Genomic DNA, 23873 nt, shown 5'->3' with positions numbered 1-23873 from the left:
GGTCGCGTAAACGAATCTGTGACTGACAGCCGCACGCGCTTCTGACAGAATAGGCGCCATCCCCGATTTAACTCTCTACAGATGGATTTCCTCTCTGATGGCAGCAAAAATTATTGACGGTAAAACGATTGCGCAGCAGGTGCGCCTTGAGGTTGCCGAAAAAGTGCAGCAGCGTCTCGCTGCCGGTAAACGCGCCCCTGGCCTGGCCGTGGTGCTGGTCGGTGAAAACCCGGCATCGCAGATCTATGTCGCTAACAAACGCCGCGCCTGCGAAGAGGTCGGTTTTGTGTCGCGCGCTTATAACCTGCCCGCCAGCACCAGCGAAGCTGAACTGCTGGAGGTGATCGATGAGCTGAACAATGACGACGCTATCGATGGCATTCTGGTGCAGCTGCCGCTGCCGGCCGGGATCGATAATGTCAAAGTGCTGGAGCGCATCACGCCGGATAAAGACGTTGATGGCTTCCATCCTTATAACGTCGGTCGTTTGTGCCAGCGCGCCCCTAAGCTGCGTCCGTGTACGCCACGCGGCATCGTGACGCTGCTGGAGCGCTATAACATCGATACCTACGGCCTGAACGCCGTGGTGGTTGGCGCATCGAATATCGTCGGTCGTCCGATGAGCATGGAGCTGCTGCTGGCTGGCTGCACCACCACTGTCACGCACCGTTTTACCAAAGATCTGCGCCATCACGTTGAGCATGCCGACCTGCTGGTAGTGGCAGTCGGTAAGCCGGGCTTTATCCCGGGCGACTGGATCAAACCAGGTGCGATTGTGATTGATGTAGGTATTAACCGGCTGGAAAGCGGCAAAGTGGTCGGCGATGTGGATTTTGCGTCAGCCTCTGAGCGCGCGGCCTACATCACGCCTGTACCAGGCGGCGTTGGCCCGATGACGGTCGCCACGCTGATTGAGAACACGCTGCTGGCGTGCGAGCAATATCACGATGTGGAGCAGGCATAATGGCGAGTTTTTCACTGGGTAAATATGCGCACGTTGATTTGTGCGATCTGCTGAAGCTGGAAGGCTGGGTGGAGAGCGGCGCGCAGGCCAAAGCGGTGATCGACGAAGGCAAAGTGCGCGTCGATGGTGCCATCGAGACGCGTAAGCGCTGCAAGATTTTTCCCGGTCAGACGGTTGAGTTTGCCGGTCAGCGCGTAACGGTTGTGGCCTGATTTTTACCAGGCAAATCCGGACCTGTAGCGGCGCAATTTATTGCGCAATGAATTTCGCCGCTACGATAAGTGCATCAGGTTAGTTACCCATAACCAGTGGGTTGTAGTTAGCCGTATAAAAAGGGCGAACCGCAGTTCGCCCTTTTTGTTATTTACGGCGCCAGCTTGATCCCTGCGGGCCATCTTCCACGATAACGCCCAGCTCGTTCAGCTTGTCACGTGCGATGTCCGCCTGCGCCCAGTCTTTCGCGGCGCGCGCATCGGCGCGGGTTTTCACCCAGTGTTCAATCTCCGCCACTTCATCGGCATTCACCTGTGCGCCACTCTGCAGGAACTGCTCCGGATCCTGCTGCAGAATGCCCAGCACATCGGCCAGCTGACGCAGTTTCGCGGCCAGCGCATCGGCGGCGGCTTTATCTTCACCCTTCAGGCGATTGACTTCACGCGCCATATCAAACAACACCGAGTAAGCTTCCGGCGTGTTGAAATCATCGTCCATGGCGGTACGGAAGCGGGCTTCAAACGCCTCACCGCCAGCCGGCGTCGCGCTGGCATCGGTATGGCGCAGCGCGGTGTAAAGGCGCTCCAGCGCCGCGCGTGCCTGATTCAGGTTATCTTCGCCATAGTTAAGCTGGCTGCGATAGTGGCCGGACATCAGGAAGTAGCGCACGGTTTCCGCATCGTAGTGCTGCAGCACATCGCGCACGGTAAAGAAGTTGCCGAGCGATTTCGACATCTTTTCCCGGTCAACCATCACCATGCCGGAGTGCATCCAGTAGTTCACGTATGGGCCATCGTGCGCACAGGTCGACTGCGCCACTTCGTTCTCATGGTGCGGGAACATCAGGTCTGAACCGCCACCGTGGATGTCGAAATGGGTGCCAAGCTGTTTGCAGTTCATCGCCGAACACTCAATGTGCCAGCCCGGACGGCCATTGCCCCACGGTGAGCTCCATGCCGGCTCATCGGCTTTGGACATTTTCCACAGCACAAAATCCATCGGGTTGCGCTTCACTTCCGCCACTTCCACGCGCGCGCCGGCCTGCAGCTGTTCGAGATCCTGACGCGACAGCGCGCCGTAATCTTTATCGCTCAGCACATCAAACATCACGTCGCCGTTATCCGCCACGTAGGCATGGCCGCGATCGATCAGCTTGCCGACCAGTTCGATGATCTCCGCGATGTGGCGCGTGGCGCGCGGCTCGAGATCCGGCGGCAGAATACCCAGCGCGGCAAAATCTTTGTGCATTTCGGCGATCATCCGGTTGGTCAGCGTTTCGATGCTTTCCCCGTTTTCGTTGGCACGTTTAATGATCTTGTCATCGATGTCAGTGATATTACGCACGTATTTCAGCTTATAGCCCACGTAACGCAGGTAACGCGCGACCACGTCGAATGCCACAAAGGTACGCCCATGGCCGATATGACAGAGGTCGTAAACCGTGATTCCACACACGTACATACCGATTTCACCGGCATGAATGGGTTTAAATTCCTCTTTCTGGCGACTCAGGGTGTTATAGATCTTTAGCATTGAACGATTCCGTTGTTTACGTGTGCGGGATACGCCTTCTTGATGTAGCCGGTCATTGTGCCGTATTTTTCCGACTTGTGCATCGCTCGCTTCGCAACTGCCGTTGCCTTACTGACGCGTTATTGGAAATTGTGATATAAGAGGCGTCTACAAAAATGCCCCGCCGCCTTGCCGGTGCGGCAGTTGATACTGACGACAACCTCCACAGGACGAATATAATGGTCACTTTCCAGACGAACCATGGCGATATCGTAATCAAAACCTTCGATGACAAAGCGCCGGCTACCGTACAGAACTTCCTGGACTACTGCCGTGAAGGTTTCTACGACAACACCATTTTTCACCGCGTGATCAACGGTTTCATGATTCAGGGCGGCGGTTTCGAGCCGGGCATGAAGCAGAAAGCCACCAAAGCAGACATCCGCAACGAAGCCAACAACGGCCTGAAAAACACCAAAGGCACGCTGGCGATGGCGCGTACCCAGGCACCTCACTCGGCCACTGCACAGTTCTTCATCAACGTTGCCGATAACGACTTCCTGAACTTCCGTGACGAAAGCCTGCAGGGCTGGGGTTACTGCGTGTTTGCTGAAGTGGTTGAAGGCATGGACGTGGTCGAAAAAATCAAAGCAGTGAAAACCGGCCGCAGCGGCATGCACCAGGACGTGCCGGTTGATGACGTGATCATCCAGAAAGTGACCGTCAGCGAGTAATGTCGCGCACGCTGTTTATCGCAGATTTACATCTGTGTCAGGAAGAACCGGCAATCACTGCCGGTTTTCTGCATTTTTTGCAGCGGGAAGCGCAGCAGTGTGATGCGCTTTACATCCTTGGCGATCTGTTTGAAGCCTGGATTGGCGATGACGATCCTAATCCGCTGCATCAGCAGATCGCCGACGCCCTGCGTGCCCTGCCGGTGCCCAAATTCTTTATTCACGGCAATCGCGACTTCCTGTTAGGTCAACAGTTCGCCCGCGCCAGCGGCATGACGCTGCTGCCCGAAGAGCAGGTGCTGGAGCGCTATGGTCAGCGCGTGCTGATGATGCACGGCGACACGCTGTGTACTGACGATCACGGTTATCAGCGTTTTCGCGCCAAAGTGCATCAGCGCTGGCTGCAGCGGCTGTTTCTCGCGCTGCCGTTGCGTCTGCGCATGCGCATCGCTGCGCGGATGCGGGCCGACAGCAAGCAGGCCAACCAGCACAAGTCACTGCGCATCATGGACGTCAACCCGCAGGCGGTAGCCGCGGCGATGACGCGCCAGCAGGTGCCGATCCTGATTCACGGCCACACCCATCGTCCGGCGATTCATCAGTTCGAGCTCGCCGGCACGCCAGCGCAACGCGCGGTGCTGGGCGCGTGGCATGAGCGCGGATCAATGATTCAGCTGGACGCACAGGGCGTGCAGTTAATCGAATTTCCTTTCTGAGTTTTTGCGGCGGAAATGCCGGTTTTCCGCCTACGCAACCGTTTTCCTTGCCGCTGTCTCGTGCTATTCTCTGTGCCCTTCTTTACCTGCCCGCCCGGCCAGGTTCGTTTGATTATTCACAGGAGTTGACCGCATGTCATCCAACGCCGCCCCGGCCCGTATTGCCATCGTCATGGGTTCCAAAAGTGACTGGGCTACCATGCAGTTCGCCGAGGAAATCCTTAACAGCCTGGATGTCCCGTTCCACGTTGAAGTGGTCTCTGCGCACCGTACGCCAGATAAGCTGTTCAGCTTCGCAGAGCGCGCAGCCGACAACGGTTTTCAGGTGATCATCGCCGGTGCCGGCGGTGCGGCGCACCTGCCAGGCATGCTGGCGGCGAAAACCCTGCTGCCGGTGCTGGGCGTACCGGTACAGAGCGCAGCACTGAGCGGCGTGGATAGCCTCTACTCCATCGTACAGATGCCGCGCGGGATTCCAGTCGGTACGCTGGCCATCGGTAAAGCCGGTGCCGCCAACGCCGCACTGCTGGCGGCGCAGATCCTGGCGATTCACGATCGCGATCTGGCTGCACGCCTGGCCGCCTGGCGTCAGAGCCAGACCGATGAGGTGCTGAATAATCCGGATCCGCGGGAGGACGCATGAAGCCAGTTTGCGTACTCGGCAACGGTCAGCTGGGCCGCATGCTGCGCCAGGCCGGCGAACCGCTGGGCATCGCCGTGTATCCGGTCGGGCTGGACGCGGAGCCGTCGGCACTGCCGATCGCGCAAAGCGTGATCACCGCGGAAATCGAGCGCTGGCCGGAAACCGCGCTGACGCGCGAGCTCGCTAACCATCCGGCGTTCGTCAATCGCGATATTTTTCCGCGCCTCGCCGATCGCCTGACGCAAAAGCAGCTGCTCGATCAGCTCAACCTGGCAACCGCGCCGTGGCAGTTGCTGGCCGATAAAAGCGAGTGGCCGGCGGTGTTTAGCACGCTGGGCGAGCTGGCGATCGTCAAGCGCCGCACCGGCGGCTACGACGGCCGCGGTCAGTGGCGCCTGCGCGCCGACGAAACCGCAACGCTGCCGGATGAGTGCTACGGCGAGTGCATCGTTGAGCAGGGTATTAACTTCAGCGGTGAAGTCTCGCTGGTGGGCGCGCGCGGGCACGATGGCCGCACGGTGTTTTATCCGCTGACGCATAACCTGCATCAGGACGGCATTCTGCGCACCAGCGTTGCCTTCCCGCAGGCTGATGCCGCGCAACAGCAGCAGGCGGAAGCGATGCTGAGCGCGATCATGCATGAGCTGAAGTACGTGGGCGTGATGGCGATGGAGTGTTTCGTCACACCACAGGGCTTGCTGATCAATGAGCTGGCACCGCGCGTGCACAACAGCGGCCACTGGACACAGAATGGCGCCTCAATCAGCCAGTTTGAACTGCACCTGCGTGCGGTGCTCGGTCTGCCGCTGCCGCAGCCGGTGGTGTTTGCGCCGTCGGTGATGGTCAACCTGATTGGCACCGACCTCAATACCGACTGGCTGCAGCAGCCGCTGGTGCATCTGCACTGGTACGACAAAGAAGTCCGCGCCGGACGCAAGGTCGGGCACCTGAATCTGACCGACAGCGATCCGGCACGCCTCACCGCCGCACTCAATGCGCTGGCACCGCTGCTGCCTGATGCCTATGCGAGCGGCATCGCGTGGGCCGTGGCGAAGCTGTAGTTCCGCGGTGTTCCCCTCACCCTTGCCCTCTCCCACAGGGAGAGGGGATTATAAGGTGCGATTTTTCCGTTTGACGCTCACCTTAATGTCCTGAAGTGCAGAATCACGCATACGGGCTCGATCGGCTCCCTCTCCCGTGGGAGAGGGCTGGGGTGAGGGCATCAGGCAGCGTCAAACCGCCTGAACAGCGCTTTCCCCTTCAGTAAGCGGACACCCAGCCAGCCGCCGCACAGCGACAGCAGCGCCGCGCCACACAGCGGCAGCGCCAGCCACAGCGTCCAGTCCGGCTGCCACGGGAAATCAAAAATCCTGCGCTGAAGCCCCCACAGTGCCGCTTCCGCCCCCAGCGCCGCCGCGATTCCCGCGACCACGCCAAGCAGCGCAAACTCACACCACAGCGTACCGCGCAGCAGACGCTGGCTGGCCCCGAGCGTGCGATACACCACCAGCTCCTGCCGGCGCTGGCGCATGCCGACCTGGATCTGCGCCAGCAGCAGCAACACACCGCAAACCGTCACCAGGATCACCATGATCTCCAGCGCCTGGCTCACCTGCGCCAGCACCTGTCCAATCTGCTTCAGCATGCTGCCGACATCCAGCAGGCTCAGCGTCGGGAACGCGCGGTTGAGCTGCGCCAGCAGCGCGGGATCGTTCGCCATGCGGAAGCTGGTCAGCCAGGTTTGTGGCTGCTGATCGAGCGCGCCCGGCGGGAAGATAAAGAAGAAGTTTGGCCGCAGGCTCTCCCAGTCGACCTTGCGCAGACTGGTGATGGTCGCGCTGAACTGCTGCGTATCGCCGCTAAAAGTCAGCCTGTCGCCGAGCCTGACGCCCAGACGATCGGCCAGCTCGACCTCCATCGAGACTTCACCGGCTTTCGGCGGCCAGCTGCCGGCCACCAGCGGATTGTGATCCGGACGCTCCGCCTGCCACGTCAGATTCAGCTCGCGATTCAGCGCGTTATCCAGCCTGGGATCGGCCGGCTTGCCGTTCAGCTCAGTGAGCCTTGCCCGCACGATCGGATAGAAGGTTCCGGCGTTAACCTGATGCTGCCGCAGGAACTCGTCTACCTGCGGCACCTGCTGCTGGGTCAGATTGAGCAGAAAATAGTTGGGCGCATCCGCCGGTAATTGCTGCTGCCAGCGATCGAGCAGATCGCCGCGCATCACCAGCAATAACGCCAGCAGCATAAAGGAGAGCGAAAATGCCGCCAGCTGGCTGAGCGTCATGGCTGGCTGACGCAGCAGACGGTTGATCGCCAGGCGCAACGCCAGATTACGCACCACCAGTCTGCGCAGCAGCAGGAGCGTCCCCCAGCCGAGCAGCGCCAGCAGCAGTGCCAGCATCACCACGCCAGCCAGCAGCGCCCACAGCATTTTGCTGCCGCCCATCAGCAGCGCAAGGAGCGCTACCACCACCAGCGCCATCACCGGCAGATAAATACGCAGCGGCCACAGCGAGGCTACCGCATCACGACGCAGCACGCGCAGCGGCAGTGTGGCCATCAGCAGACGGTATGGACGCAACCCAACCAGCAGCGAGATCACCACCAGCGCACCAATCGCCCACAGCCACGGCCAGACGCTGGCAGCCGGTAAAGCGGCGGGCAGCACCGGTTTAAGCATCATCAGCAGCGCGACTTCAATGCCCTGCCCCAGCGCACTGCCGGCGATAGCCGCCAGCAGCAGCAGGGCCAGCCACTGACCGATAATCAGCCGCTGCAGCGATTTACGCGTGGCGCCCAGCGTTTTCAGCACTGCCACCAAATCGTAACGGCTGCGGCAGTAATGACTCATGGCGACCGCCACTGCGGCAATCGCCAGCAGCAGGGTTAACAGCGCTGAGAGCAGCAGGAACTGCTGCGCACGCTGCATTGAGCGGCCCAGCGCATCCTCGGAATTTTCCACGCTGATCCAGCGCTCGCCGGCCTGCAACTGCGGCTGAATCCAGCGATCATAGCGCGCCAGCGGTGCCGCCTCGCCGGAAAACTTATAGCGCCAGCTCAGCCGGCTACCGGGCTGGATCGCGCCGGTTTTCTCCACGTCAGCAAGGTTCATCAGCAAACGCGGTGCCGTCTGAAACGGATTGAATCCGCCGTCCGGCTCCTGAATCACTTCGCCGGCAATGCGCAGCGTGGTATCGCCCACGTCAATGCGGTCACCGACCTTCAGGTTAAGCAGCGCCAGCAGACGCGGCGCGGCCAGCACCGTTCCGGCCACCGGACGCAGGCCGGGCGGATCCGTCTGCAGGGTGCCGAACATCGGGTAGGCATCATCGACCGCTTTGACATCGGCCAGCTGCGGTGTCTCCTGCGCAAAGGTCATGGTCATAAAGCTGAGCTGCCGGCTAACCGCCAGCCCCTCTTCGCGCGCTTTGTCCAGCCACGCATCAGGTGCCGGTTTACTGCTGCGCAGCGTGCGGTCGCCGGCCATAAAATCACGGCTCTGCTGGCTCAGCCCTTTCTCCATGCGATCGCTGATGGAGCCCAGCGCCAGCACGCAGGCCACTGCCAGCGTCAGCGCCAGCCAGACAATCAGCAGCGAGGGCGAACGCCACTCGCGCCAGAACCAGCGCCAGATCATGCTTCCTCCCACAGCTTGCCGTCGCACAGCCGCAGGCGACGATCGCAGCGTGCCGCCAGCTGCTCATCGTGCGTCACCAGAATCAGCGTGGTAGCGAAATCGCGATTGAGCGAAAACAGCAGATCGGCGATGCGATCGCCGGTTTTGCGATCGAGGTTACCGGTCGGCTCATCGGCAAACAGCAGGCCGGGACGGCCGCTGAAGGCGCGTGCCAGCGCCACGCGCTGCTGTTCGCCGCCGGAGAGCTGGGCCGGCAGATGGTGCAGACGATCTTTCAGTCCGAGCTGCGTCAGTAATTCAGTGGCCTGCGCGCGACTGTCGCGATCGCTGTCTCCGCGCAGCAGTGCCGGAAGCTGCACGTTCTCCAACGCGTTGAGCGTGGGCACCAGCATAAAGGACTGAAACACAAAGCCAACCTCACGCGCACGTAACGCGGCGCGCTGCTCTTCGTTCATCTGGTGCAGCGGCTGGCCCAGCAGATGCACTTCGCCGCTGCTGCCATCATCCAGTCCGGCGAGAATGCCCAGCAGGGTGGATTTCCCGGATCCCGACTCGCCGATCAGCGCCAGCGTCTCGGCTGGTTTGACAACCAGCTCAACTCCGGTAAGGATGGTCAGCTGATGCTCTCCCTGACCGACGGACTTAGTAAGATGATGAACTGCAACAATGTTTTCCGCTGGCATTATTCCTTCCTGTTGTTATTGCTGCTGCTGGTGTCGCGCATCGCCGCCGCCGATACCCTGCTGATTCTCGGCGATAGCCTGAGTGCCGGCTATCGCATGTCCGCCACCGCCGCCTGGCCGAGCCTGCTCGACAAAACCTGGCAACAGCAGCCCAAAGTGGTTAACGCCAGCATCAGCGGTGATACCGCCGGTCAGGGGCTGGCGCGGTTGCCGGGCCTATTAAAACAGCATCAGCCGCAGTGGGTGTTAATCGAATTGGGCGGTAACGATGGGCTGCGCGGCTTCCCGCCGCAAAACATCGCGCAGGATCTGAGTAAAATTATCGATCAGGTCAAAGCCGCTAATGCCCAGCCGCTGCTGATGCAAATTCGTCTGCCGGCTAATTATGGCCGACGCTACACCGACGCGTTCAGCGCGCTCTATCCGCGCCTCGCGCAGCAGTATCATATTCCGCTGGTACCGTTCTTTATGGAGCAGGTTTATCTGAAGCCGGAGTGGATGCAGCAGGACGGTATTCACCCCAATCCGGATGCGCAGCCGTTCATCGCCAACCTGATGGCTGAGCAACTGGCTCCGCTAGTTAAGCATGATTAACGCCGCGACGAGCCCAATGACAGGTAAAGATATGCAAAAGTCTGTATTAATAACCGGCTGCTCCAGCGGCATCGGTCTGGTGGCGGCCAACGATCTGCTGGCGCGCGGCTATCGCGTGCTGGCCGCCTGTCGCCGCGCCGACGATGTGGCGCGCATGGATGAGCTCGGCTTCACCGGCATCCTGCTGGATCTTGACGATCCGGCCAGCGTGGATGCCGCCGCCGATCGCGTGCTGGCCCTCACCGATCACTGCCTGCACGGGCTGTTCAATAACGGCGGCTTCGGCCAGTACGGTCCGCTGACCAGCGTGTCGCGTCAGCAGCTGGAGCAGCAATTCTCCACCAACTTTTTCGGCACCCACCAGCTGACGCTGCGCCTGTTGCCGGCGCTGCAAAATAGCGGCGACGGGCGGATTATTAACACCAGCTCGGTGCTCGGCCTGATTTCCACGCCGGGCCGCGGCGCTTATGCCGCCAGTAAATGGGCGCTGGAGGCGTGGAGCGATGCGCTGCGCATGGAAGTGCGCCACAGCGGCGTGCGCGTCAGCCTGATTGAGCCAGGCCCGATTACCACCCGCTTTACCGAAAACGTGCAGCAGGGCGAACGCGACAAGCCCGTGCGCAACCCCGGTATCGCCGCGCGCTTTAGCCTGCCGCCGGAGGCGATTCTGCCGAAACTGCGGCATGCGCTGGAGAGTAAACATCCGCGCCTGCGCTATCCGGTGACGCTGGTCGCCTGGGCGATGAGTCTGCTTAAACGACTGCTGCCGGGCTGGATGCTGGATCGCATTTTACGCAGTAACTAAACTGCAAGCCGGAATTGAACTTGAAGCCGGGGCGTTTGCCCCCATATCCTCAACACACTTTCTGCCAAGAGACGTATTCATGTCACACGCTTTGATTATCGACATCAACGAATCCAACCTGCAGCAGACGCTGGAGCAATCGATGCAGCTGCCGGTACTGTTCTACTTCTGGTCGGAGCGCAGCCAGCACTGCCAGCAGCTGACGCCGGTACTGGAGCGTCTGGCACAGGAGTACGCCGGCCAGTTTATTCTGGCGAAGCTGGATTGCGATAAAGAGCAGCTGGTGGCATCGCAGTTTGGTCTGCGCTCTCTGCCGACCGTCTACCTGTTCCAGAACGGCCAGCCGGTCGACGGCTTCCAGGGCCCGCAGCCGGAAGAGGCGATTCGCGCGCTGCTGGAGAAAGTCCTGCCGCGTGAAGAGGAGTTAAAGGCGCAGCAGGCGATGCAGCTGATGCAGGAAGGCAAGCCGCTGGATGCGCTGCCGCTGCTTAAAGATGCCTGGCAGTTGAGCAATCAGAACAGTGAAATTGGTTTTCTGCTGGCAGAAGTCCTGATCACCCTGAACCGCAGCGAAGAAGCCGAAGCGGTGCTGGCTGTGGTGCCGTTGCAGGATCAGGATACGCGCTATCAGAGCCTGATTTCGCAAATCGACCTGCTGAAACAGGCCGCCGACACGCCGGAGATCCAGCAGCTGCAGGAGCAGATGGCAAGCGAACCGGACAACGCCGGTCTGGCTGCTAAACTTGCGTTACAGCTGCATCAGGTGGGCCGCAATGAAGAAGCGCTGGAGCTGTTGTTAGGTTTTCTGAAGCGCGATCTCAGCGCCGGTGACGGCGAAGTGCGCAAAATGTTCCAGGAGATTCTGGCGGCCCTCGGCACCGGCGATGCCCTCGCCTCGCGCTATCGTCGCCAGCTCTACTCGCTGCTGTACTGACCGGTACCGCGCGGTAAACGGGCCGAAGCGACTCGGCCCGACAATCTGACAGCCAGGAGGTTATATGTTAACAGTGATTCCCGTCATCATCGTGCTCGCGCTGGTTACCGTGTGGGCCGGTGTCAAAATTGTGCCACAGGGCTACCAGTGGACGGTGGAGCGCTTTGGCCGCTACACCAAAACGTTGCCGCCCGGTCTGAATTTAGTCGTGCCGTTCATGGATCGTATTGGTCGCCGGATCAATATGATGGAGCAGGTCCTCGATATTCCGTCGCAGGAGATCATCTCCAAAGATAACGCCAACGTCACCATCGACGCAGTGTGCTTTATTCAGGTGGTGGATTCGGCGCGCGCCGCTTATGAAGTCAGCAATCTTGAGCTGGCCATCATCAACCTCACCATGACCAATATCCGCACCGTGCTCGGCGGCATGGAGCTGGATGAGATGCTGTCGCAGCGCGATAACATTAATACCCGCCTGCTGCACATTGTGGATGAAGCGACCAATCCGTGGGGGGTAAAAATTACCCGTATTGAAATCCGCGACGTGCGCCCGCCGCAGGAACTGATAGCGGCCATGAACGCGCAGATGAAGGCTGAGCGTACCAAACGTGCCGATATCCTCGCCGCCGAAGGCGTACGCCAGGCGGCCATCCTGCGCGCCGAGGGCGATAAGCAGTCGCAAATCCTTAAAGCGGAAGGCGAACGTACCTCCGCCTTTTTGCAGGCGGAAGCGCGCGAGCGTCAGGCCGAAGCCGAGGCCAACGCCACGCGAATGGTGTCAGAAGCCATCTCTGCCGGAGATATCCAGGCGATTAACTATTTCGTGGCGCAGAAATACACCGATGCCCTGCAAAAAATTGGCGAAGCGAATAACAGCAAAGTGGTGATGATGCCGCTCGACGCCAGCAGCCTGCTCGGCTCGGTGGCCGGTATCAGCGAGCTGCTGAAAGAGAGCCGTCAGGAGCGCAAACCGTGATGCTGATGGAGCTGATTGCGCATCCGCACTGGTTCTGGCTCACGCTGGGCGGTTTACTGCTGGCAGCGGAGATGCTCGGCACCAGCGGTTACCTGCTGTGGAGCGGCGTGGCGGCGGTGCTGGTCGGGATCATTGAGTGGCTGTTTCCGTTCTCGTGGACCAGCCAGGGCATGCTGTTTGCCGCTCTGACGCTGCTGTGCGTATTTCTTTGGTATCGCTGGATGCGCTTTCGCGAAAGTGCGCAGCAGCCCAATACGCTCAATCAGCGCGGCAGCCAGCTGATTGGCCAGCACCTGACGTTAGACAGCGCGCTAAAAGACGGTGTCGGTCATGTGCGCATTGGTGACAGCAGCTGGCGCGTGCAGGCGCAGGAAGATTTGCCAGCGGGCACGCCGGTGATCGTGACCGGCGTGTCAGGCATCACGCTGCTGATTCAGCCGCGTTTGCCGCCCTCCTGATGACCGCAGCCCGCCAGGTGATTGATGATGGGACATTCGGCACCGTCATCGCCCGGGCAGGCTGCAGCCAGTTCCAGCAAACGCGCGCGCATCGCGTGCAGCTCTTCAATATGCGCCGCGATCTCATCCGCCTTCTGCAGAGTGCGCGCTTTAACATCAGCACTGTGGCGCGCCGGGTTATTAAACAGCGCGACCAGTTCGCGACACTCCTCGAGTGTGAAGCCCACCTGCCGCGCCTGGCGCAGAAAATTGAGCTCATCCAGGTGGTGCGCGCCATAACTGCGATAGCCGTTGTCACTGCGTAACGGCGGCGTAACCACTCCTTTCTGTTCGTAAAAACGAATCGCTTTGCTGGTCAGCCCGGTTTTTTTTGCTACATCGCTAATGTTCATCTCTGCCCCTTGACCTTCCCCTGAATGGAAGGTTTAGGCTTTATAACTAATGCAAACCTTGCAGCGAGTCAAACCTGATAAACGAGGAGTTGATGATGTCACACACACAATTACTGGCTCTGGACGGCTTGTCCTGTGGCCACTGTGTTAAACGCGTTAAAGAGGCGCTGGAGCAGCGCAGCGATGTGGAACAGGCCGAGGTAACGCAGCAGGAAGCGCGCGTCACCGGCGCAGCCAGCGCCAGCGATCTGATTGCCACCGTTGAGCAGGCTGGTTATCACGCCACGCTGAAAAATGAGGCGTCCAGCCCAAAGCCTGATCCGTTGCCAGCTCAGGAGCCGCAGCCGGAGGCGCTGACAACGGAGTCGCAGCCGGCAGAAGAGAATCTTGCGGTGCACCATCTGCTGATAGGCGGGATGAGCTGCGCCAGCTGTGTCAGCCGCGTCGAGCAGGCGTTACAGAAAGTGCCCGGCGTGAGCCAGGCGCGCGTCAATCTGGGTGAGCGCAGCGCGCTGGTGCTGGGCGATGCCGTACCCTCAGCGCTGGTCAGCGCCGTAGACGAGGCGGGTTATTCTGCGGAAGTGATCGAAGATGAACAAACCCGGCGCGAGCGCCAGCAGGTCAGCGCACAGCAGGCGATGCGCCGCTTTAGCTGGCAGGCGGCGCTGGCGCTGATCGTCGGCGTGCCGATGATGGTCTGGGGCATGCTCGGCGATCACATGATGCTTAACGACAGCAATCAGACGCTCTGGCGCGTGCTCGGTGCCGTCACGCTGGCGGTGATGGCGCTTGCCGGCGGCCACTTCTATCGCAGCGCGTGGCGCAGCCTGCGTCATGCTACCGCCACCATGGACACGCTGGTCGCGCTCGGTACCGGTGCGGCCTGGATCTACTCGATGAGCGTCGCGCTGTGGCCGGCATTTTTCCCGCCGCAGGCGCGCCATCTTTATTTTGAAGCCAGCGTGATGATCATCGGCCTGATTAACCTCGGCCATGCGCTGGAACAGCGCGCGCGCCAGCGCGCCTCACAGGCGCTGGAGCGGCTGCTGGATTTAACCCCCGCGCAGGCCTGCGTGATCACCGCCGAAGGGGAAAAGCCGCTGCCGCTGAGCGAAATCGCACCGGGCATGACGCTGAAGCTGGTGACCGGCGATCGCGTACCGGTGGACGGCGAAGTCAGCCGCGGCGAAGCCTGGCTTGATGAAGCGATGCTTACCGGCGAAGCGCTGCCGCAGTCGCGCCGTCCTGGCAATAAGATTTATGCCGGGACGCTGGTGCAGGACGGATCGCTACAGTTCACCGCCCGCGCCACCGGCAGCCATACCACGCTGGCCCGTATTATCAATCTGGTGCGTCAGGCGCAGAGCAGCAAGCCGGAAATGGGCCGGCTGGCCGATCGCATCTCGGCGGTGTTTGTGCCGGTGGTGGTGGCGATTGCCCTGCTCAGCGGAGCGGTCTGGTATCTTGTCGGACCGCAGCCGCAGCTGGCCTATACGCTGGTGATTGTCACCACGGTGCTGATTATCGCCTGTCCGTGTGCGCTGGGCTTAGCCACGCCGATGTCGGTGATCGCGGGCGTCGGCCGCGCTGCCGAGCTGGGCGTGCTGGTGCGCGATGCCGATGCGCTGCAGCGGGCCAGTGAAGTCGACACCATTGTGTTTGATAAAACCGGCACCCTGACCCAGGGTACGCCGCAGGTCAGCGAGGTGCTGCTGTACAGCGACTGGGATCGTCAGCAGGTACTGCAGGCCGCGGCCCAGCTGGAGCTGGGATCGGGGCATCCGCTGGCGAAGGCCATCGTCGCCGCCGCACCGACCGTCAGCGACGCCCGCGTTGCGCAATTTCGTACAATACGCGGCAAAGGCGTGAGTGCTACTGTCGCTGACAGAACGCTGCTGCTGGGCAATGCGGCGCTGCTGGAAGAGCAGCACATCGACCTGCGCGCCGCACAGCAGGATATCGCGCGACTCGCTGCGCAGGGTGCCACGCCGGTGCTGCTGGCGGATCAGCAGCAGCTGCTGGGCCTGATCGCCCTGCGTGACCAGCTGCGTCCGGAGAGTCGTGCGGCACTACAGCGGCTGCATCAGTTGGGCTACCGTCTGATCATGCTGACCGGTGACCATCAGACCACTGCCGAAGCCATCGCTGCCGAAGCGGGCATTGATGAGGTGATCGCTGGCGTGCTGCCGGACGGTAAAGCGCAGGCGATTGCGCAGCTGCAACAGCAGGGGCGCAGCGTGGTGATGGTGGGCGACGGCATCAACGACGCCCCGGCGCTGGCGCAGGCGGATGTGGGGATCGCCATGGGCGGCGGCAGCGATGTGGCGGTTGAAACCGCGGCGATGGCGCTGATGCGCAACGATCTGCACTGCGTGGCCGACGCGCTGGCGATGGCCAACGCCACGCTGCGCAATATGCGGCAGAATCTGCTGGGTGCCTTTGTCTATAACAGCCTGGGCATTCCGATTGCTGCCGGCGTACTCTATCCGTTTACCGGCGTGCTGCTCAGCCCTATCGTCGCCGGTGCCGCCATGGCGCTGTCGTCGATCACCGTGGTGAGCAATGCTAACCGTTTGCTGCGCTTTAAACCGGCGCAGCGGCAATAGCAACCTCTGCCCTGTCTTTCGCTGAGCGAAATCGCTAGCATGGATTTTTGACTTAAAAAGGACACGGCATGAGACGCAGTGTGTGGCACCGCCTGCAACAGCTGGCCAGCAGCCTGTTCCCCGCCAGCTACAGCTGGCCCGCCATGGATATCAGACTCGGAGACCGCCGTCTGCATCTGGCTGGCAGTATTCATATGGGCACGCGCGATATGCAACCGCTGCCGGCCGGCTTGCTGCGCCAGCTGCAGAAAGCCGATGCGCTGGTGGTGGAAGCGGATATTACCCGCGGCAGTTCACCGTTTAGTGAGGGTGAAGCGTATCCGCCGCTGGCAACGCGGCTGACGCCAGAGACGCTGCAGCAGCTGACAGCGCTGTGCGATGAGCTGTCACTGAACATCGCGCTGTTTGATACCTTGCCGTTCTGGCAAATTGCGCTGATGCTGCAGGCGCAGCAGGCGCAGCGGCTGGGGCTGCGACCGCAGTACGGTATTGACTATCAGCTGCTGCAGGCAGCGCAGGCGGCAGGAAAACGCATTATTGAGCTGGAAGGGCCGGAAATGCAGATCGCGTTGCTGAAATCACTACCGCAGGATGGCCTGGCGCTGCTGCTGGATACGCTGGAACACTGGCACACCAACGCGCGACTGCTGCAAACCATGATCAGCTGGTGGCTGGATGCGCCGCCCGCCAGCCAGCCGGTGGCGCTGCCGACTACGTTCAGTAGTGAACTGAACGATACCCTGATGCGCAACCGTAATCAGCACTGGCGCGAGCTGCTGCTGGCGCTGCCGCGCGGGCGCTATGTGGTGGCGGTCGGTGCACTGCATCTGTACGGCGAAGACAATTTGCCGCAGCTGCTGAAGGCATAAAAAAAGAAGGCCAATATTGCTATCGGCCCGTCAAAGAGGAATTTGTTTATGATTTTGGTTATCGCCAGGGTGACTGGCGCCGGCCAATTTTCGCGCAAAGTTCAGATTTTCGCCAGTACTTTCACGCAAACCGAGATAAGAATTTTCGTAGCAAGGATTGAATATGACACCCGCCGTAAAACTGCTGGAAAAACAACAGGTCGCTTTTACCCTGCATCCCTATGAGCATGACAGCCATGAAACCCACTTCGGTGACGAGGCGGTGCGCAAGCTCAACCTGGATGCGCGCCAGGTGTTTAAAACCCTGCTGGTGGCGCTTAACGGTGATGGCAAAGCGCTGGCAGTAGCGGTGACGCCGGTCTCCTCACAGCTGGATTTGAAAAAAGTCGCCAAAGCGCTGGGGGCGAAGAAAGCCGACATGGCCGATCCGCAACTGGCGCAGCGCGTCACCGGCTATCTGGTGGGTGGCATCAGTCCGCTGGGGCAGAAAAAGCGGCTGCCGACGGTGATCGATCAGCAGGCCAGCGAATTCCCGACCATCTTTATTTCCGGCGGCAAGCGCGGGCTGGATATCGAACTGGCCGCGCAGGATCTGGCACGGCTGCTGGATGCCACGCTGGCTGACGTGGCGCGCCGCGATTAATCAGGCTGCTGCGCGCACAGCTGGTCGATCATCCAGCGCCCGGCCGGGCCCGGCGGATTGCGCCGCGACCAGATGACATCCACCGCAATATGCTGCGGCCAGCCCGGTACCGGCAGCTCGCGCAAGACCTGATGACCAAACTGCTGCACCAGCCAGCGCGGCAGTACGCTCCAGCCAAACCCCTGCTCCGCCATCTCCAGCAATAAAAGATAGGTTGGGGCCGACCAGGTGCGGCCCGCCGGCAGCGGCTGGCGGGTTTCCACCCAGGTATTGAGCCGCAGCTGACGCAATTCGCCCAGCTGCGCCTCGCTCACCTGCGAACGGGCTGCCAGCGGGTGATCCTGATGCAGGAAAATCGCCATTTGCGCTTCAACCTGCAGTCGCGCCACCGCCAGATCCGGCGGCAAACGCGGCTGGGCGCGCACCACGCCAAGGTGTACGCGCCCGGCCTGCAGTAAATCCAGCACATCCTCATCTTCCGCAATCATGCATTCAAACTCGATATCCGGATAGCGTGCCTCAAAGCGCGTCAGCAGATTTTCATGGTGATCGGCCTGCCAGAAGTCGGAAATGGCCAGGCTGAGGCGCGGCTCAACGCCCTGCGACAGCCGCACCGCCAGTTCATCCAGCCGCTGGCTGGCAGCAAGAATTTGCTGCACCTGCGCCAGCGCGCGCTGGCCCTGAGCGGTTAGCACCGGCTGGCGACCGCTGCGGTCAAACAGCGCAAAGCCTAAGTCATCTTCGAGATTGGCCACCGCGCTACTGATGGTGGACTGACTTTTTGCCAGCGCACGCGCCGCTGCAGAAAACGAGCCGCTGACGACGGTCTGAACAAATGCCTCAAGGGATTCTGGTGAGTACTTCATGCTGAACCATCGCTTTTATCGATAGGTAATCATTTTATCTTAGCATTGTGCAGTGAGAAAATGCGTGGCGTTACTCAAAAGGAGGTTTATATGCGTACCCGTTCACTGAAAGAACGTTTTTGTCATGCCGCAGGCTTTGAAGGGTTAGCGATCGTCACGGTTGCGCCGCTGGCCGCCTGGGTCATGGATAAACCGCTGTTTCAGATGGGCGCGCTGGCGATTATGCTGTCGACCGTCGCCATGCTGTGGAACATCATTTATAACAGCGGTTTTGACCGCCTCTGTCCGCCGCAGCGCCAGCGCGGTCTCGGCCTGCGCGCGCTGCATGCGCTCGGCTTTGAGGGCGGTTTTATCCTTATTGGCCTGCCGATTGCCGCGTGGATGTTGCACATTTCGCTGCTGGACGCTTTCCTGCTGGAAGTAGCGTTCTTTCTGTTCTTTCTGCCCTACACTATGGCTTACAACTGGGCATGGGATAAGCTGCGCCAGCGCTGGATGAGTCAGAAATCCTGCCGCGCCTGAAAAACCACGGGCGGCTGAAGTGCCGCCCGTTTTGTCACTCGTGCGCCGCGCGCGGCCAGATCCACGCCAGGATCATCTGCGGATAGCTGCGCTTCTTTTGCTTCTCCAGCGCTTTGTCGCGCTCCTCAACCTGCTGCGGTGTCAGATGCACAATCTGCGGTGGCGCATAATCGGCGACGCGCAGCGGTGAGTGCTGACTGACATAGTTGCGCAGCACCTCGGCATCACGCAGGCCGCTGTTGCGGAAACCAGCATGGCCATCAATCACCGGGTAGCCGTCGCCGCCGCTGGCGTTAAAGCTGTTGGTGGCCATGCGATAGGTTTTATCCAGCTGCAGCGGCTCGCCATTGATTTTCACTGCGCTGACGCTTTTGCCATCGGCCACCAGGCTGATGTTGCTGAACTGCGCGAAACCGCCGGAATCGGCTTTGATATTCGCCACCGTCGCCAGGTAGTTCAGCAGCTCTTTGCCCGTCAGCGTCACGGACACTACCTGATTGCCAAACGGCTGGATCTGCAACAGATCGCGCCAGCTGATCTCGCCCTGCGCCAGCGAGGTGCGAATACCGCCGCCGCTGATAACGGCAAAGTCGGCCTGAGTAGCCGCCATCTGCGCACGCAGGATCAGCTGAGCCAGCGGCATTTGTTCAAAGCGCACCTTGCTGCGGTCGCCATCAAACACGCTGTCGCTGCGACCCACGTTGACCGCCAGCTGTTTGCCGGCGCGCAGCTGATACGGCGTCAGCAGCTTCATCATTGCGCCGTTCTGCGCTATCGCTTCCTGATACGGCAGCCAGGTTTCGCTGCCATCAAGGTTCTTCACCTTGTGCTTAAGGTTGACCGGAATCAGCTGATAGTTATCCAGCGTCAGCTCACCATTGCGGAAGGTGAAATCGCCGCGACCGACAAATTTCCCCCACTCTTTCGCCTGCACGATCCACACGCCGTTCTGGCGATCCGGCTGACACGGCTGTCCCGGCTGATAATCCGCCACGCTGACATTCTCTTTTGCCATGCACACCGCATCGTGCGAATGCCCGCCGACGATCACATTAACCGTGCCCGGCGGCAGGCTGCGCGCCAGCTCCACATCGCCCGGTGCGTTGCTGCCATGCTGCCCGTCGTCGTAGTGGCCCATGTGCGTCAGCGCGATAATCACATCCGGCTTGTCGCTGGCGCGCAGTTCCGCCACCGCTTTTTCCGTCTCTTTCACCGGATCGCGAATCTCTATCTGCGCCACGTTTTGCGGATTGGCGATGCGCAGCGTGTCAGTGGTGGTCAGGCCGATCACCGCAATTTTCAGCCCCATGCGATTAAAAATCGCCCACGGCTTAAACAGGCGCTTATCGCTGCCTTTGGCATAAATGTTGGCGGCAAGAAACGGAAACTTCGCCCATTTCTGCTGCTTTTGCAGCACGCTGAGCGGTTTGTCGAATTCGTGGTTACCGAGCGCCATCGCGTCATAGCCGATGAGGTTCATGCCGCGAATGTCCGGCTCGGCGTCCAGCACATCCGATTCCGGTACGCCGGTATTGACGTCGCCCGCCGACAGAATCAGCGCGCCGCCGCCCTTCGCCTGCACATCATACCGCTGCTGATCCATCAGCGTTTTTTGCGCGGCCAGACCATATTCGCCCTGCGCGTTGGCCCAGAAATGGCCGTGATGATCGTTGGTGTGCAAAATGCTGAAGCGATAGCTGCGGTCCGGCTGCCACGCCTGCGCCAGCAGCGGCAACAGCAGCATAATCAGCGCCAGCCAGCGCCCTCTGTGCGGTGATAACAACAAAGCCGATCTCCTTATTCTGCGTTTTTTACCGGGCGGTGCGCCTGATGTGCTTTTTCGCCCTTCTGTGTCGCACAGTTCGCCCTTTAACTCAAGGCCAAAGGCGAATACAGTCATGCATGACGTAACAATCTGATAACGAAATTCCCACCCCTTCAGGATCTTTATGGCAAGTGAACAGACGTTAACCCCGACGCGGCGCACCGGGCGTACCGCTTTTGGCATTCTTGGTGCCATCAGTCTCGCGCATCTGCTGAACGATATGCTGCAATCGCTGTTACTGGCGATCTATCCGCTGCTGCAGAAAGATTTCAGCCTCAGCTTTGTGCAAATTGGTTTGATTACGCTGACCTATCAGGTTACGGCCTCATTATTACAACCGCTGATTGGCTATTACACCGACAAATATCCGAAACCCTGGTCACTGCCGGTCGGGATGGGGTTTACCCTGTTCGGTCTGGTGTTGCTGACCTTTGCCAGCACTTATCCGCAGGTGCTGCTGGCCGCAGCGCTGGTTGGCTGCGGCTCATCGGTGTTCCATCCGGAATCGTCGCGTGTGGCGCGCATGGCCTCCGGCGGCCGCCACGGGCTGGCTCAGTCGCTGTTTCAGGTCGGTGGTAACTTTGGCAGCGCACTCGGGCCGCTGCTGGCCGCCATCATCGTCGCGCCCTATGGCAAAGGCCATCTCAGCTGGTTCATGCTGGCCGCGCTGCTCGGCATCATTGTGCTGCTGCAGGTGAGCCGCTGGTACAGCCACCAGCAGCGCGCCACGCAGGCCAGCGCTGCCAGCAGGCCGCGTAACCCCCTGCCGCGCAATAAAGTGGCGCTGGCCATCGGCATTCTGCTGCTGCTGATATTCTCCAAGTACTTTTATCTCACCAGCCTGAGCAGCTATTACACCTTCTATCTGATGCACAAATTCGGGCTGTCCGTGCAGGCCTCGCAGTTCCATCTGTTTGCCTTTCTCGGCGCGGTCGCCGCCGGCACCATTATCGGTGGGCCGATAGGCGATAAAATCGGACGGAAATATGTCATCTGGGGATCGATTCTCGGCGTGGCGCCGTTTACCCTGCTGTTACCGCACGCCAGCCTGATGTGGACCAGCGTGCTGAGCGTCATTATTGGTCTGATCCTGGCCTCGGCGTTTTCCGCCATTCTGGTCTATGCCCAGGAGCTGCTGCCGGGGCGTATCGGTATGGTTTCCGGGCTGTTTTTCGGTTTTGCTTTTGGCATGGGTGGCCTCGGCGCGGCGGTCCTGGGCGTGGTCGCCGATCACACCAGTATCGAATGGGTGTATCAAATCTGCGCCTGGCTGCCACTTATTGGCCTGTTGACCGCTTTCTTACCTGATCAGCAGCAGCGCTGAGCCCTTTCGGGGGGCAACTATTTTTCTCTGCCCCCCTCCATTCTGCATAAATCCTGCCGATATGCTGAGATAACTGAGGAAAATAGCGCTTCGGCTGCGTTTTTGTCTCATTTTTTCAATTTTTTCGTCTTTCACCGCTCAAATTTTTAAACGCGGCGAACGATTGTGCATTACACTAGGTTGTTACAAGCGGATACATTTGCACACAAGGAGACAGGCATGCATCACACTACCCCGTTGATCACCACCATTGTCGGAGGTCTGGTCCTCGCATTTCTCCTTGGTATGCTGGCGAATCGCCTGCGCATCTCGCCGCTGGTCGGCTATCTGCTGGCCGGCGTGCTGGCGGGTCCTTTTACCCCGGGCTTCGTCGCGGATACCAATCTGGCCCCCGAACTGGCTGAACTCGGCGTTATTCTGCTGATGTTCGGCGTCGGTCTGCACTTCTCGCTTAAGGATTTGATGTCGGTAAAGTCGATCGCCATTCCCGGTGCCATCGCGCAGATCGCGGTCGCCACGCTGCTGGGAATGGGTCTGTCATGGGCGATGGGCTGGTCGTGGATGACCGGCCTGGTGTTTGGCCTGTGTCTCTCTACCGCCAGTACCGTGGTGCTGCTGCGCGCGCTGGAAGAACGTCAACTGATTGATAGCCAGCGCGGGCAGATCGCCATCGGCTGGCTGATCGTCGAAGACCTGGTGATGGTGCTGACGCTGGTGCTGCTGCCGGCCATTGCCGGCATGCTGGAGCAGGGAAATGCCAGCCCGACGCTGCTGGCGTGGGACCTGTTACTGACCATCGGCAAAGTCGCTGCCTTTATGGTGCTGATGATGGTGGTCGGCCGTCGCGTGGTGCCGTGGATTCTGGCCAAAAGCGCCGCCACCGGTTCACGCGAGCTGTTTACGCTGTCGGTACTGGCGCTGGCGCTGGGTATCGCGTTTGGCGCGGTGGAATTCTTTGATGTTTCCTTTGCCCTCGGCGCCTTTTTTGCCGGCATGGTGCTGAATGAATCAGAGCTCAGCCACCGGGCGGCACACGACACGCTGCCGCTGCGCGATGCGTTTGCCGTGCTGTTTTTTGTCTCGGTCGGCATGCTGTTCGACCCGATGATCCTGCTGGAGCAGCCGCTGGCGGTGCTGGGTGCGCTGGCCATTATCGTGCTGGGTAAATCAATTGCCGCCTGGCTGCTGGTCACGCTGCTCGGCCACTCGCGGCGCACCGCGCTGACCATCTCCGTCAGCCTGGCGCAGATTGGCGAATTCGCTTTTATCCTCGCCGGACTGGGGATTTCGCTCGGCATGCTGAGCGATGAAGGCCGTAACCTGGTGCTGGCGGCGGCGATTCTCTCCATCATGCTTAACCCGATTCTGTTTACCGTGCTGGAGCGTTATCTCGACAAAACCGAGACCATGGAAGAGCAGACGCTGGAAGAGGCAATTGAAGAAGAGAAGCAGATTCCGGTGGATATCTGCAATCATGCGGTGATCGTGGGTTACGGTCGCGTCGGCAGCCTGCTGGGACAGCAGCTGATGGAAGCTGATGTGCCGCTGGTGGTAGTGGAGAATTCGCGCCCGCGCGTCGAAGCGCTGCGCGAACAGGGCATCAAAGCCGTGCTGGGCAACGCGGCGCGAGTCGATACCATGGATTTAGCGCGTCTTGACTGCGCGCGCTGGCTGCTGCTGACCATCCCCAACGGCTATGAAGCCGGGGAAATTGTTACCGCCGCGCGCGAAAAGCGGGCAGATATTGAGATTATCGCCCGGGCGCATTACGACGACGAAGTGGCCTATATCATGGAGCGTGGCGCCAATCGCGTGGTGATGGGCGAGCGTGAGATTGCCAACAGTATGTTGCATGTATTGCAGGAAGAGATCGCGCAAAACCCGATTGTGCGCGAGTGCCCGATTTAAAGACGTTATTACACCGTAGCGGCGCAATTTATTGCGCATACTA

General features: G+C 60.3%; 23 protein-coding genes. 17 read left to right on the top strand and 6 right to left on the bottom strand.

Annotation, left to right across the window (positions count from 1 at the left end; all coding sequences use genetic code 11):
- Positions 1–97: 97 nt before the first annotated feature.
- Positions 98–964: a bifunctional methylenetetrahydrofolate dehydrogenase/methenyltetrahydrofolate cyclohydrolase FolD gene (gene folD / locus F3J36_RS14810; RefSeq protein ID WP_058757932.1), complete on the top strand. Its 867-nt coding sequence runs from the start codon at positions 98–100 to the stop codon at positions 962–964.
- Complete coding sequence (ybcJ, locus tag F3J36_RS14805; protein WP_166719940.1) at positions 964–1176, top strand: ribosome-associated protein YbcJ; 213 nt, start codon at positions 964–966, stop codon at positions 1174–1176. The genes folD and ybcJ overlap by 1 nt, the downstream gene beginning before the upstream one ends.
- A 148-nt stretch (positions 1177–1324) precedes the next feature.
- Here ybcJ and cysS read toward each other — a convergent pair whose 3' ends face one another.
- Entirely contained in the window at positions 1325–2710 is a 1386-nt protein-coding gene (gene cysS / locus F3J36_RS14800; RefSeq protein WP_166719939.1) for a cysteine--tRNA ligase, read from the bottom strand.
- Positions 2711–2928: 218 nt separating this feature from the next.
- Here cysS and ppiB point away from each other — a divergent pair, with 218 nt between their 5' ends.
- The 4 genes from ppiB (at position 2929) to purK (ending at position 5843) form a co-directional block, all read left to right on the top strand.
- The gene (gene ppiB / locus F3J36_RS14795) at positions 2929–3423 is read left to right on the top strand and encodes a peptidylprolyl isomerase B (protein ID WP_021508631.1); all 495 of its coding nucleotides are present in this window, start codon (positions 2929–2931) and stop codon (positions 3421–3423) included.
- Positions 3423–4139, top strand: coding sequence for a UDP-2,3-diacylglucosamine diphosphatase (locus F3J36_RS14790; protein WP_166719938.1), 717 nt, complete (start codon positions 3423–3425; stop codon positions 4137–4139). Before ppiB ends, F3J36_RS14790 begins: the two co-directional genes overlap by 1 nt.
- A gap of 133 nt (positions 4140–4272) precedes the next feature.
- A complete protein-coding gene (purE, locus tag F3J36_RS14785) occupies positions 4273–4782 on the top strand; it encodes a 5-(carboxyamino)imidazole ribonucleotide mutase (protein ID WP_021508633.1) in 510 nt (169 codons plus the stop codon).
- A complete protein-coding gene (gene purK, locus F3J36_RS14780) occupies positions 4779–5843 on the top strand; it encodes a 5-(carboxyamino)imidazole ribonucleotide synthase (protein ID WP_166719937.1) in 1065 nt (354 codons plus the stop codon). The genes purE and purK overlap by 4 nt, the downstream gene beginning before the upstream one ends.
- Before the next feature lie 161 nt (positions 5844–6004).
- Here the strand turns inward: purK and ybbP are convergent, their stop codons facing one another.
- Both ybbP and ybbA read right to left on the bottom strand, forming a co-directional pair.
- On the bottom strand, positions 6005–8422 hold the full coding sequence (ybbP, locus tag F3J36_RS14775) for a putative ABC transporter permease subunit YbbP (RefSeq protein ID WP_166719936.1): 2418 nt from the start codon (positions 8420–8422) through the stop codon (positions 6005–6007).
- Positions 8419–9105 carry a putative ABC transporter ATP-binding protein YbbA gene (ybbA, locus tag F3J36_RS14770; RefSeq protein ID WP_166719935.1) on the bottom strand — a complete coding sequence of 229 codons (687 nt, stop codon included), beginning with the start codon at positions 9103–9105 and terminating at the stop codon, positions 8419–8421. The genes ybbP and ybbA overlap by 4 nt, the downstream gene beginning before the upstream one ends.
- Here ybbA and tesA point away from each other — a divergent pair.
- From tesA to F3J36_RS14745, 5 genes are all read left to right on the top strand, one after another.
- Positions 9073–9699: a multifunctional acyl-CoA thioesterase I/protease I/lysophospholipase L1 gene (gene tesA / locus F3J36_RS14765; protein WP_021508637.1), complete on the top strand. Its 627-nt coding sequence runs from the start codon at positions 9073–9075 to the stop codon at positions 9697–9699. The two genes, ybbA and tesA, sit on opposite strands and share 33 nt — an antisense overlap.
- A 31-nt stretch (positions 9700–9730) precedes the next feature.
- A complete protein-coding gene (locus F3J36_RS14760; RefSeq protein ID WP_021508638.1) occupies positions 9731–10504 on the top strand; it encodes an SDR family oxidoreductase in 774 nt (257 codons plus the stop codon).
- Between the two features lie 79 nt (positions 10505–10583).
- Positions 10584–11438: a co-chaperone YbbN gene (locus F3J36_RS14755; RefSeq protein WP_021508639.1), complete on the top strand. Its 855-nt coding sequence runs from the start codon at positions 10584–10586 to the stop codon at positions 11436–11438.
- A gap of 64 nt (positions 11439–11502) precedes the next feature.
- Positions 11503–12417, top strand: coding sequence for an SPFH domain-containing protein (locus F3J36_RS14750; RefSeq protein ID WP_021508640.1), 915 nt, complete (start codon positions 11503–11505; stop codon positions 12415–12417).
- Positions 12417–12875 (top strand): NfeD family protein, encoded by a 459-nt coding sequence (locus tag F3J36_RS14745; RefSeq protein ID WP_132466508.1) that lies wholly within the window; start codon positions 12417–12419, stop codon positions 12873–12875. Before F3J36_RS14750 ends, F3J36_RS14745 begins: the two co-directional genes overlap by 1 nt.
- Here the strand turns inward: F3J36_RS14745 and cueR are convergent.
- Entirely contained in the window at positions 12851–13267 is a 417-nt protein-coding gene (gene cueR, locus F3J36_RS14740) for a Cu(I)-responsive transcriptional regulator (protein ID WP_021508642.1), read from the bottom strand. The genes F3J36_RS14745 and cueR overlap by 25 nt on opposite strands.
- A 95-nt stretch (positions 13268–13362) precedes the next feature.
- Here cueR and copA point away from each other — a divergent pair, with 95 nt between their 5' ends.
- The 3 genes from copA (at position 13363) to ybaK (ending at position 17385) form a co-directional block, all read left to right on the top strand.
- Positions 13363–15873: a copper-exporting P-type ATPase CopA gene (copA, locus tag F3J36_RS14735; RefSeq protein WP_166720001.1), complete on the top strand. Its 2511-nt coding sequence runs from the start codon at positions 13363–13365 to the stop codon at positions 15871–15873.
- A gap of 68 nt (positions 15874–15941) precedes the next feature.
- Positions 15942–16742, top strand: a complete 801-nt coding sequence (locus F3J36_RS14730) for a TraB/GumN family protein (protein WP_166719934.1) — start codon at positions 15942–15944, stop codon at positions 16740–16742.
- A gap of 163 nt (positions 16743–16905) precedes the next feature.
- On the top strand, positions 16906–17385 hold the full coding sequence (gene ybaK / locus F3J36_RS14725; protein WP_021508645.1) for a Cys-tRNA(Pro)/Cys-tRNA(Cys) deacylase YbaK: 480 nt from the start codon (positions 16906–16908) through the stop codon (positions 17383–17385).
- Here the strand turns inward: ybaK and F3J36_RS14720 are convergent.
- On the bottom strand, positions 17382–18251 hold the full coding sequence (locus F3J36_RS14720; protein WP_166719933.1) for a LysR family transcriptional regulator: 870 nt from the start codon (positions 18249–18251) through the stop codon (positions 17382–17384). The genes ybaK and F3J36_RS14720 overlap by 4 nt on opposite strands.
- 90 nt (positions 18252–18341) lie before the next feature.
- On the opposite strand from F3J36_RS14720, the gene F3J36_RS14715 reads away from it, so the two are divergent.
- Entirely contained in the window at positions 18342–18773 is a 432-nt protein-coding gene (locus F3J36_RS14715; RefSeq protein ID WP_166719932.1) for a multidrug/biocide efflux PACE transporter, read from the top strand.
- Positions 18774–18807: 34 nt separating this feature from the next.
- Here the strand turns inward: F3J36_RS14715 and ushA are convergent, their stop codons facing one another.
- On the bottom strand, positions 18808–20559 hold the full coding sequence (gene ushA, locus F3J36_RS14710; protein ID WP_166719931.1) for a bifunctional UDP-sugar hydrolase/5'-nucleotidase UshA: 1752 nt from the start codon (positions 20557–20559) through the stop codon (positions 18808–18810).
- Positions 20560–20722: 163 nt separating this feature from the next.
- On the opposite strand from ushA, the gene F3J36_RS14705 reads away from it, so the two are divergent.
- Positions 20723–21922 carry an MFS transporter gene (locus F3J36_RS14705; protein ID WP_058769404.1) on the top strand — a complete coding sequence of 400 codons (1200 nt, stop codon included), beginning with the start codon at positions 20723–20725 and terminating at the stop codon, positions 21920–21922.
- A 219-nt stretch (positions 21923–22141) separates the two neighbouring features.
- Complete coding sequence (gene ybaL / locus F3J36_RS14700) at positions 22142–23830, top strand: YbaL family putative K(+) efflux transporter (RefSeq protein ID WP_021508650.1); 1689 nt, start codon at positions 22142–22144, stop codon at positions 23828–23830.
- The last annotated feature ends 43 nt before the right edge of the window (positions 23831–23873 follow it).

Source organism: Pantoea sp. Cy-640 (assembly GCF_011752635.1).
Taxonomy (GTDB): domain Bacteria; phylum Pseudomonadota; class Gammaproteobacteria; order Enterobacterales; family Enterobacteriaceae; genus Pantoea; species Pantoea dispersa.
The sequence above is the reverse complement of the archived record's forward strand: the minus strand, read 5'-3'. Positions and strand labels throughout refer to the sequence as shown.

What these genes read in the sequence shown, in the direction of transcription:
- purK (WP_166719937.1), top strand. Translation starts at nt 4,779, where the DNA reads ATGAAGCCAGTTTGCGTACTCGGCAACGGTCAGCTGGGCCGCATGCTG.
- F3J36_RS14755 (WP_021508639.1), top strand. Translation starts at nt 10,584, where the DNA reads ATGTCACACGCTTTGATTATCGACATCAACGAATCCAACCTGCAGCAG.
- ybbA (WP_166719935.1), bottom strand. Translation starts at nt 9,105, where the DNA reads ATGCCAGCGGAAAACATTGTTGCAGTTCATCATCTTACTAAGTCCGTC.
- F3J36_RS14750 (WP_021508640.1), top strand. Translation starts at nt 11,503, where the DNA reads ATGTTAACAGTGATTCCCGTCATCATCGTGCTCGCGCTGGTTACCGTG.
- F3J36_RS14720 (WP_166719933.1), bottom strand. Translation starts at nt 18,251, where the DNA reads ATGAAGTACTCACCAGAATCCCTTGAGGCATTTGTTCAGACCGTCGTC.
- purE (WP_021508633.1), top strand. Translation starts at nt 4,273, where the DNA reads ATGTCATCCAACGCCGCCCCGGCCCGTATTGCCATCGTCATGGGTTCC.
- ybaL (WP_021508650.1), top strand. Translation starts at nt 22,142, where the DNA reads ATGCATCACACTACCCCGTTGATCACCACCATTGTCGGAGGTCTGGTC.
- F3J36_RS14730 (WP_166719934.1), top strand. Translation starts at nt 15,942, where the DNA reads ATGAGACGCAGTGTGTGGCACCGCCTGCAACAGCTGGCCAGCAGCCTG.
- copA (WP_166720001.1), top strand. Translation starts at nt 13,363, where the DNA reads ATGTCACACACACAATTACTGGCTCTGGACGGCTTGTCCTGTGGCCAC.
- F3J36_RS14715 (WP_166719932.1), top strand. Translation starts at nt 18,342, where the DNA reads ATGCGTACCCGTTCACTGAAAGAACGTTTTTGTCATGCCGCAGGCTTT.
- F3J36_RS14760 (WP_021508638.1), top strand. Translation starts at nt 9,731, where the DNA reads ATGCAAAAGTCTGTATTAATAACCGGCTGCTCCAGCGGCATCGGTCTG.
- cysS (WP_166719939.1), bottom strand. Translation starts at nt 2,710, where the DNA reads ATGCTAAAGATCTATAACACCCTGAGTCGCCAGAAAGAGGAATTTAAA.
- folD (WP_058757932.1), top strand. Translation starts at nt 98, where the DNA reads ATGGCAGCAAAAATTATTGACGGTAAAACGATTGCGCAGCAGGTGCGC.
- ybbP (WP_166719936.1), bottom strand. Translation starts at nt 8,422, where the DNA reads ATGATCTGGCGCTGGTTCTGGCGCGAGTGGCGTTCGCCCTCGCTGCTG.
- F3J36_RS14745 (WP_132466508.1), top strand. Translation starts at nt 12,417, where the DNA reads ATGCTGATGGAGCTGATTGCGCATCCGCACTGGTTCTGGCTCACGCTG.
- ppiB (WP_021508631.1), top strand. Translation starts at nt 2,929, where the DNA reads ATGGTCACTTTCCAGACGAACCATGGCGATATCGTAATCAAAACCTTC.
- ybaK (WP_021508645.1), top strand. Translation starts at nt 16,906, where the DNA reads ATGACACCCGCCGTAAAACTGCTGGAAAAACAACAGGTCGCTTTTACC.
- tesA (WP_021508637.1), top strand. Translation starts at nt 9,073, where the DNA reads ATGATGAACTGCAACAATGTTTTCCGCTGGCATTATTCCTTCCTGTTG.
- F3J36_RS14705 (WP_058769404.1), top strand. Translation starts at nt 20,723, where the DNA reads ATGGCAAGTGAACAGACGTTAACCCCGACGCGGCGCACCGGGCGTACC.
- ybcJ (WP_166719940.1), top strand. Translation starts at nt 964, where the DNA reads ATGGCGAGTTTTTCACTGGGTAAATATGCGCACGTTGATTTGTGCGAT.
- cueR (WP_021508642.1), bottom strand. Translation starts at nt 13,267, where the DNA reads ATGAACATTAGCGATGTAGCAAAAAAAACCGGGCTGACCAGCAAAGCG.
- F3J36_RS14790 (WP_166719938.1), top strand. Translation starts at nt 3,423, where the DNA reads ATGTCGCGCACGCTGTTTATCGCAGATTTACATCTGTGTCAGGAAGAA.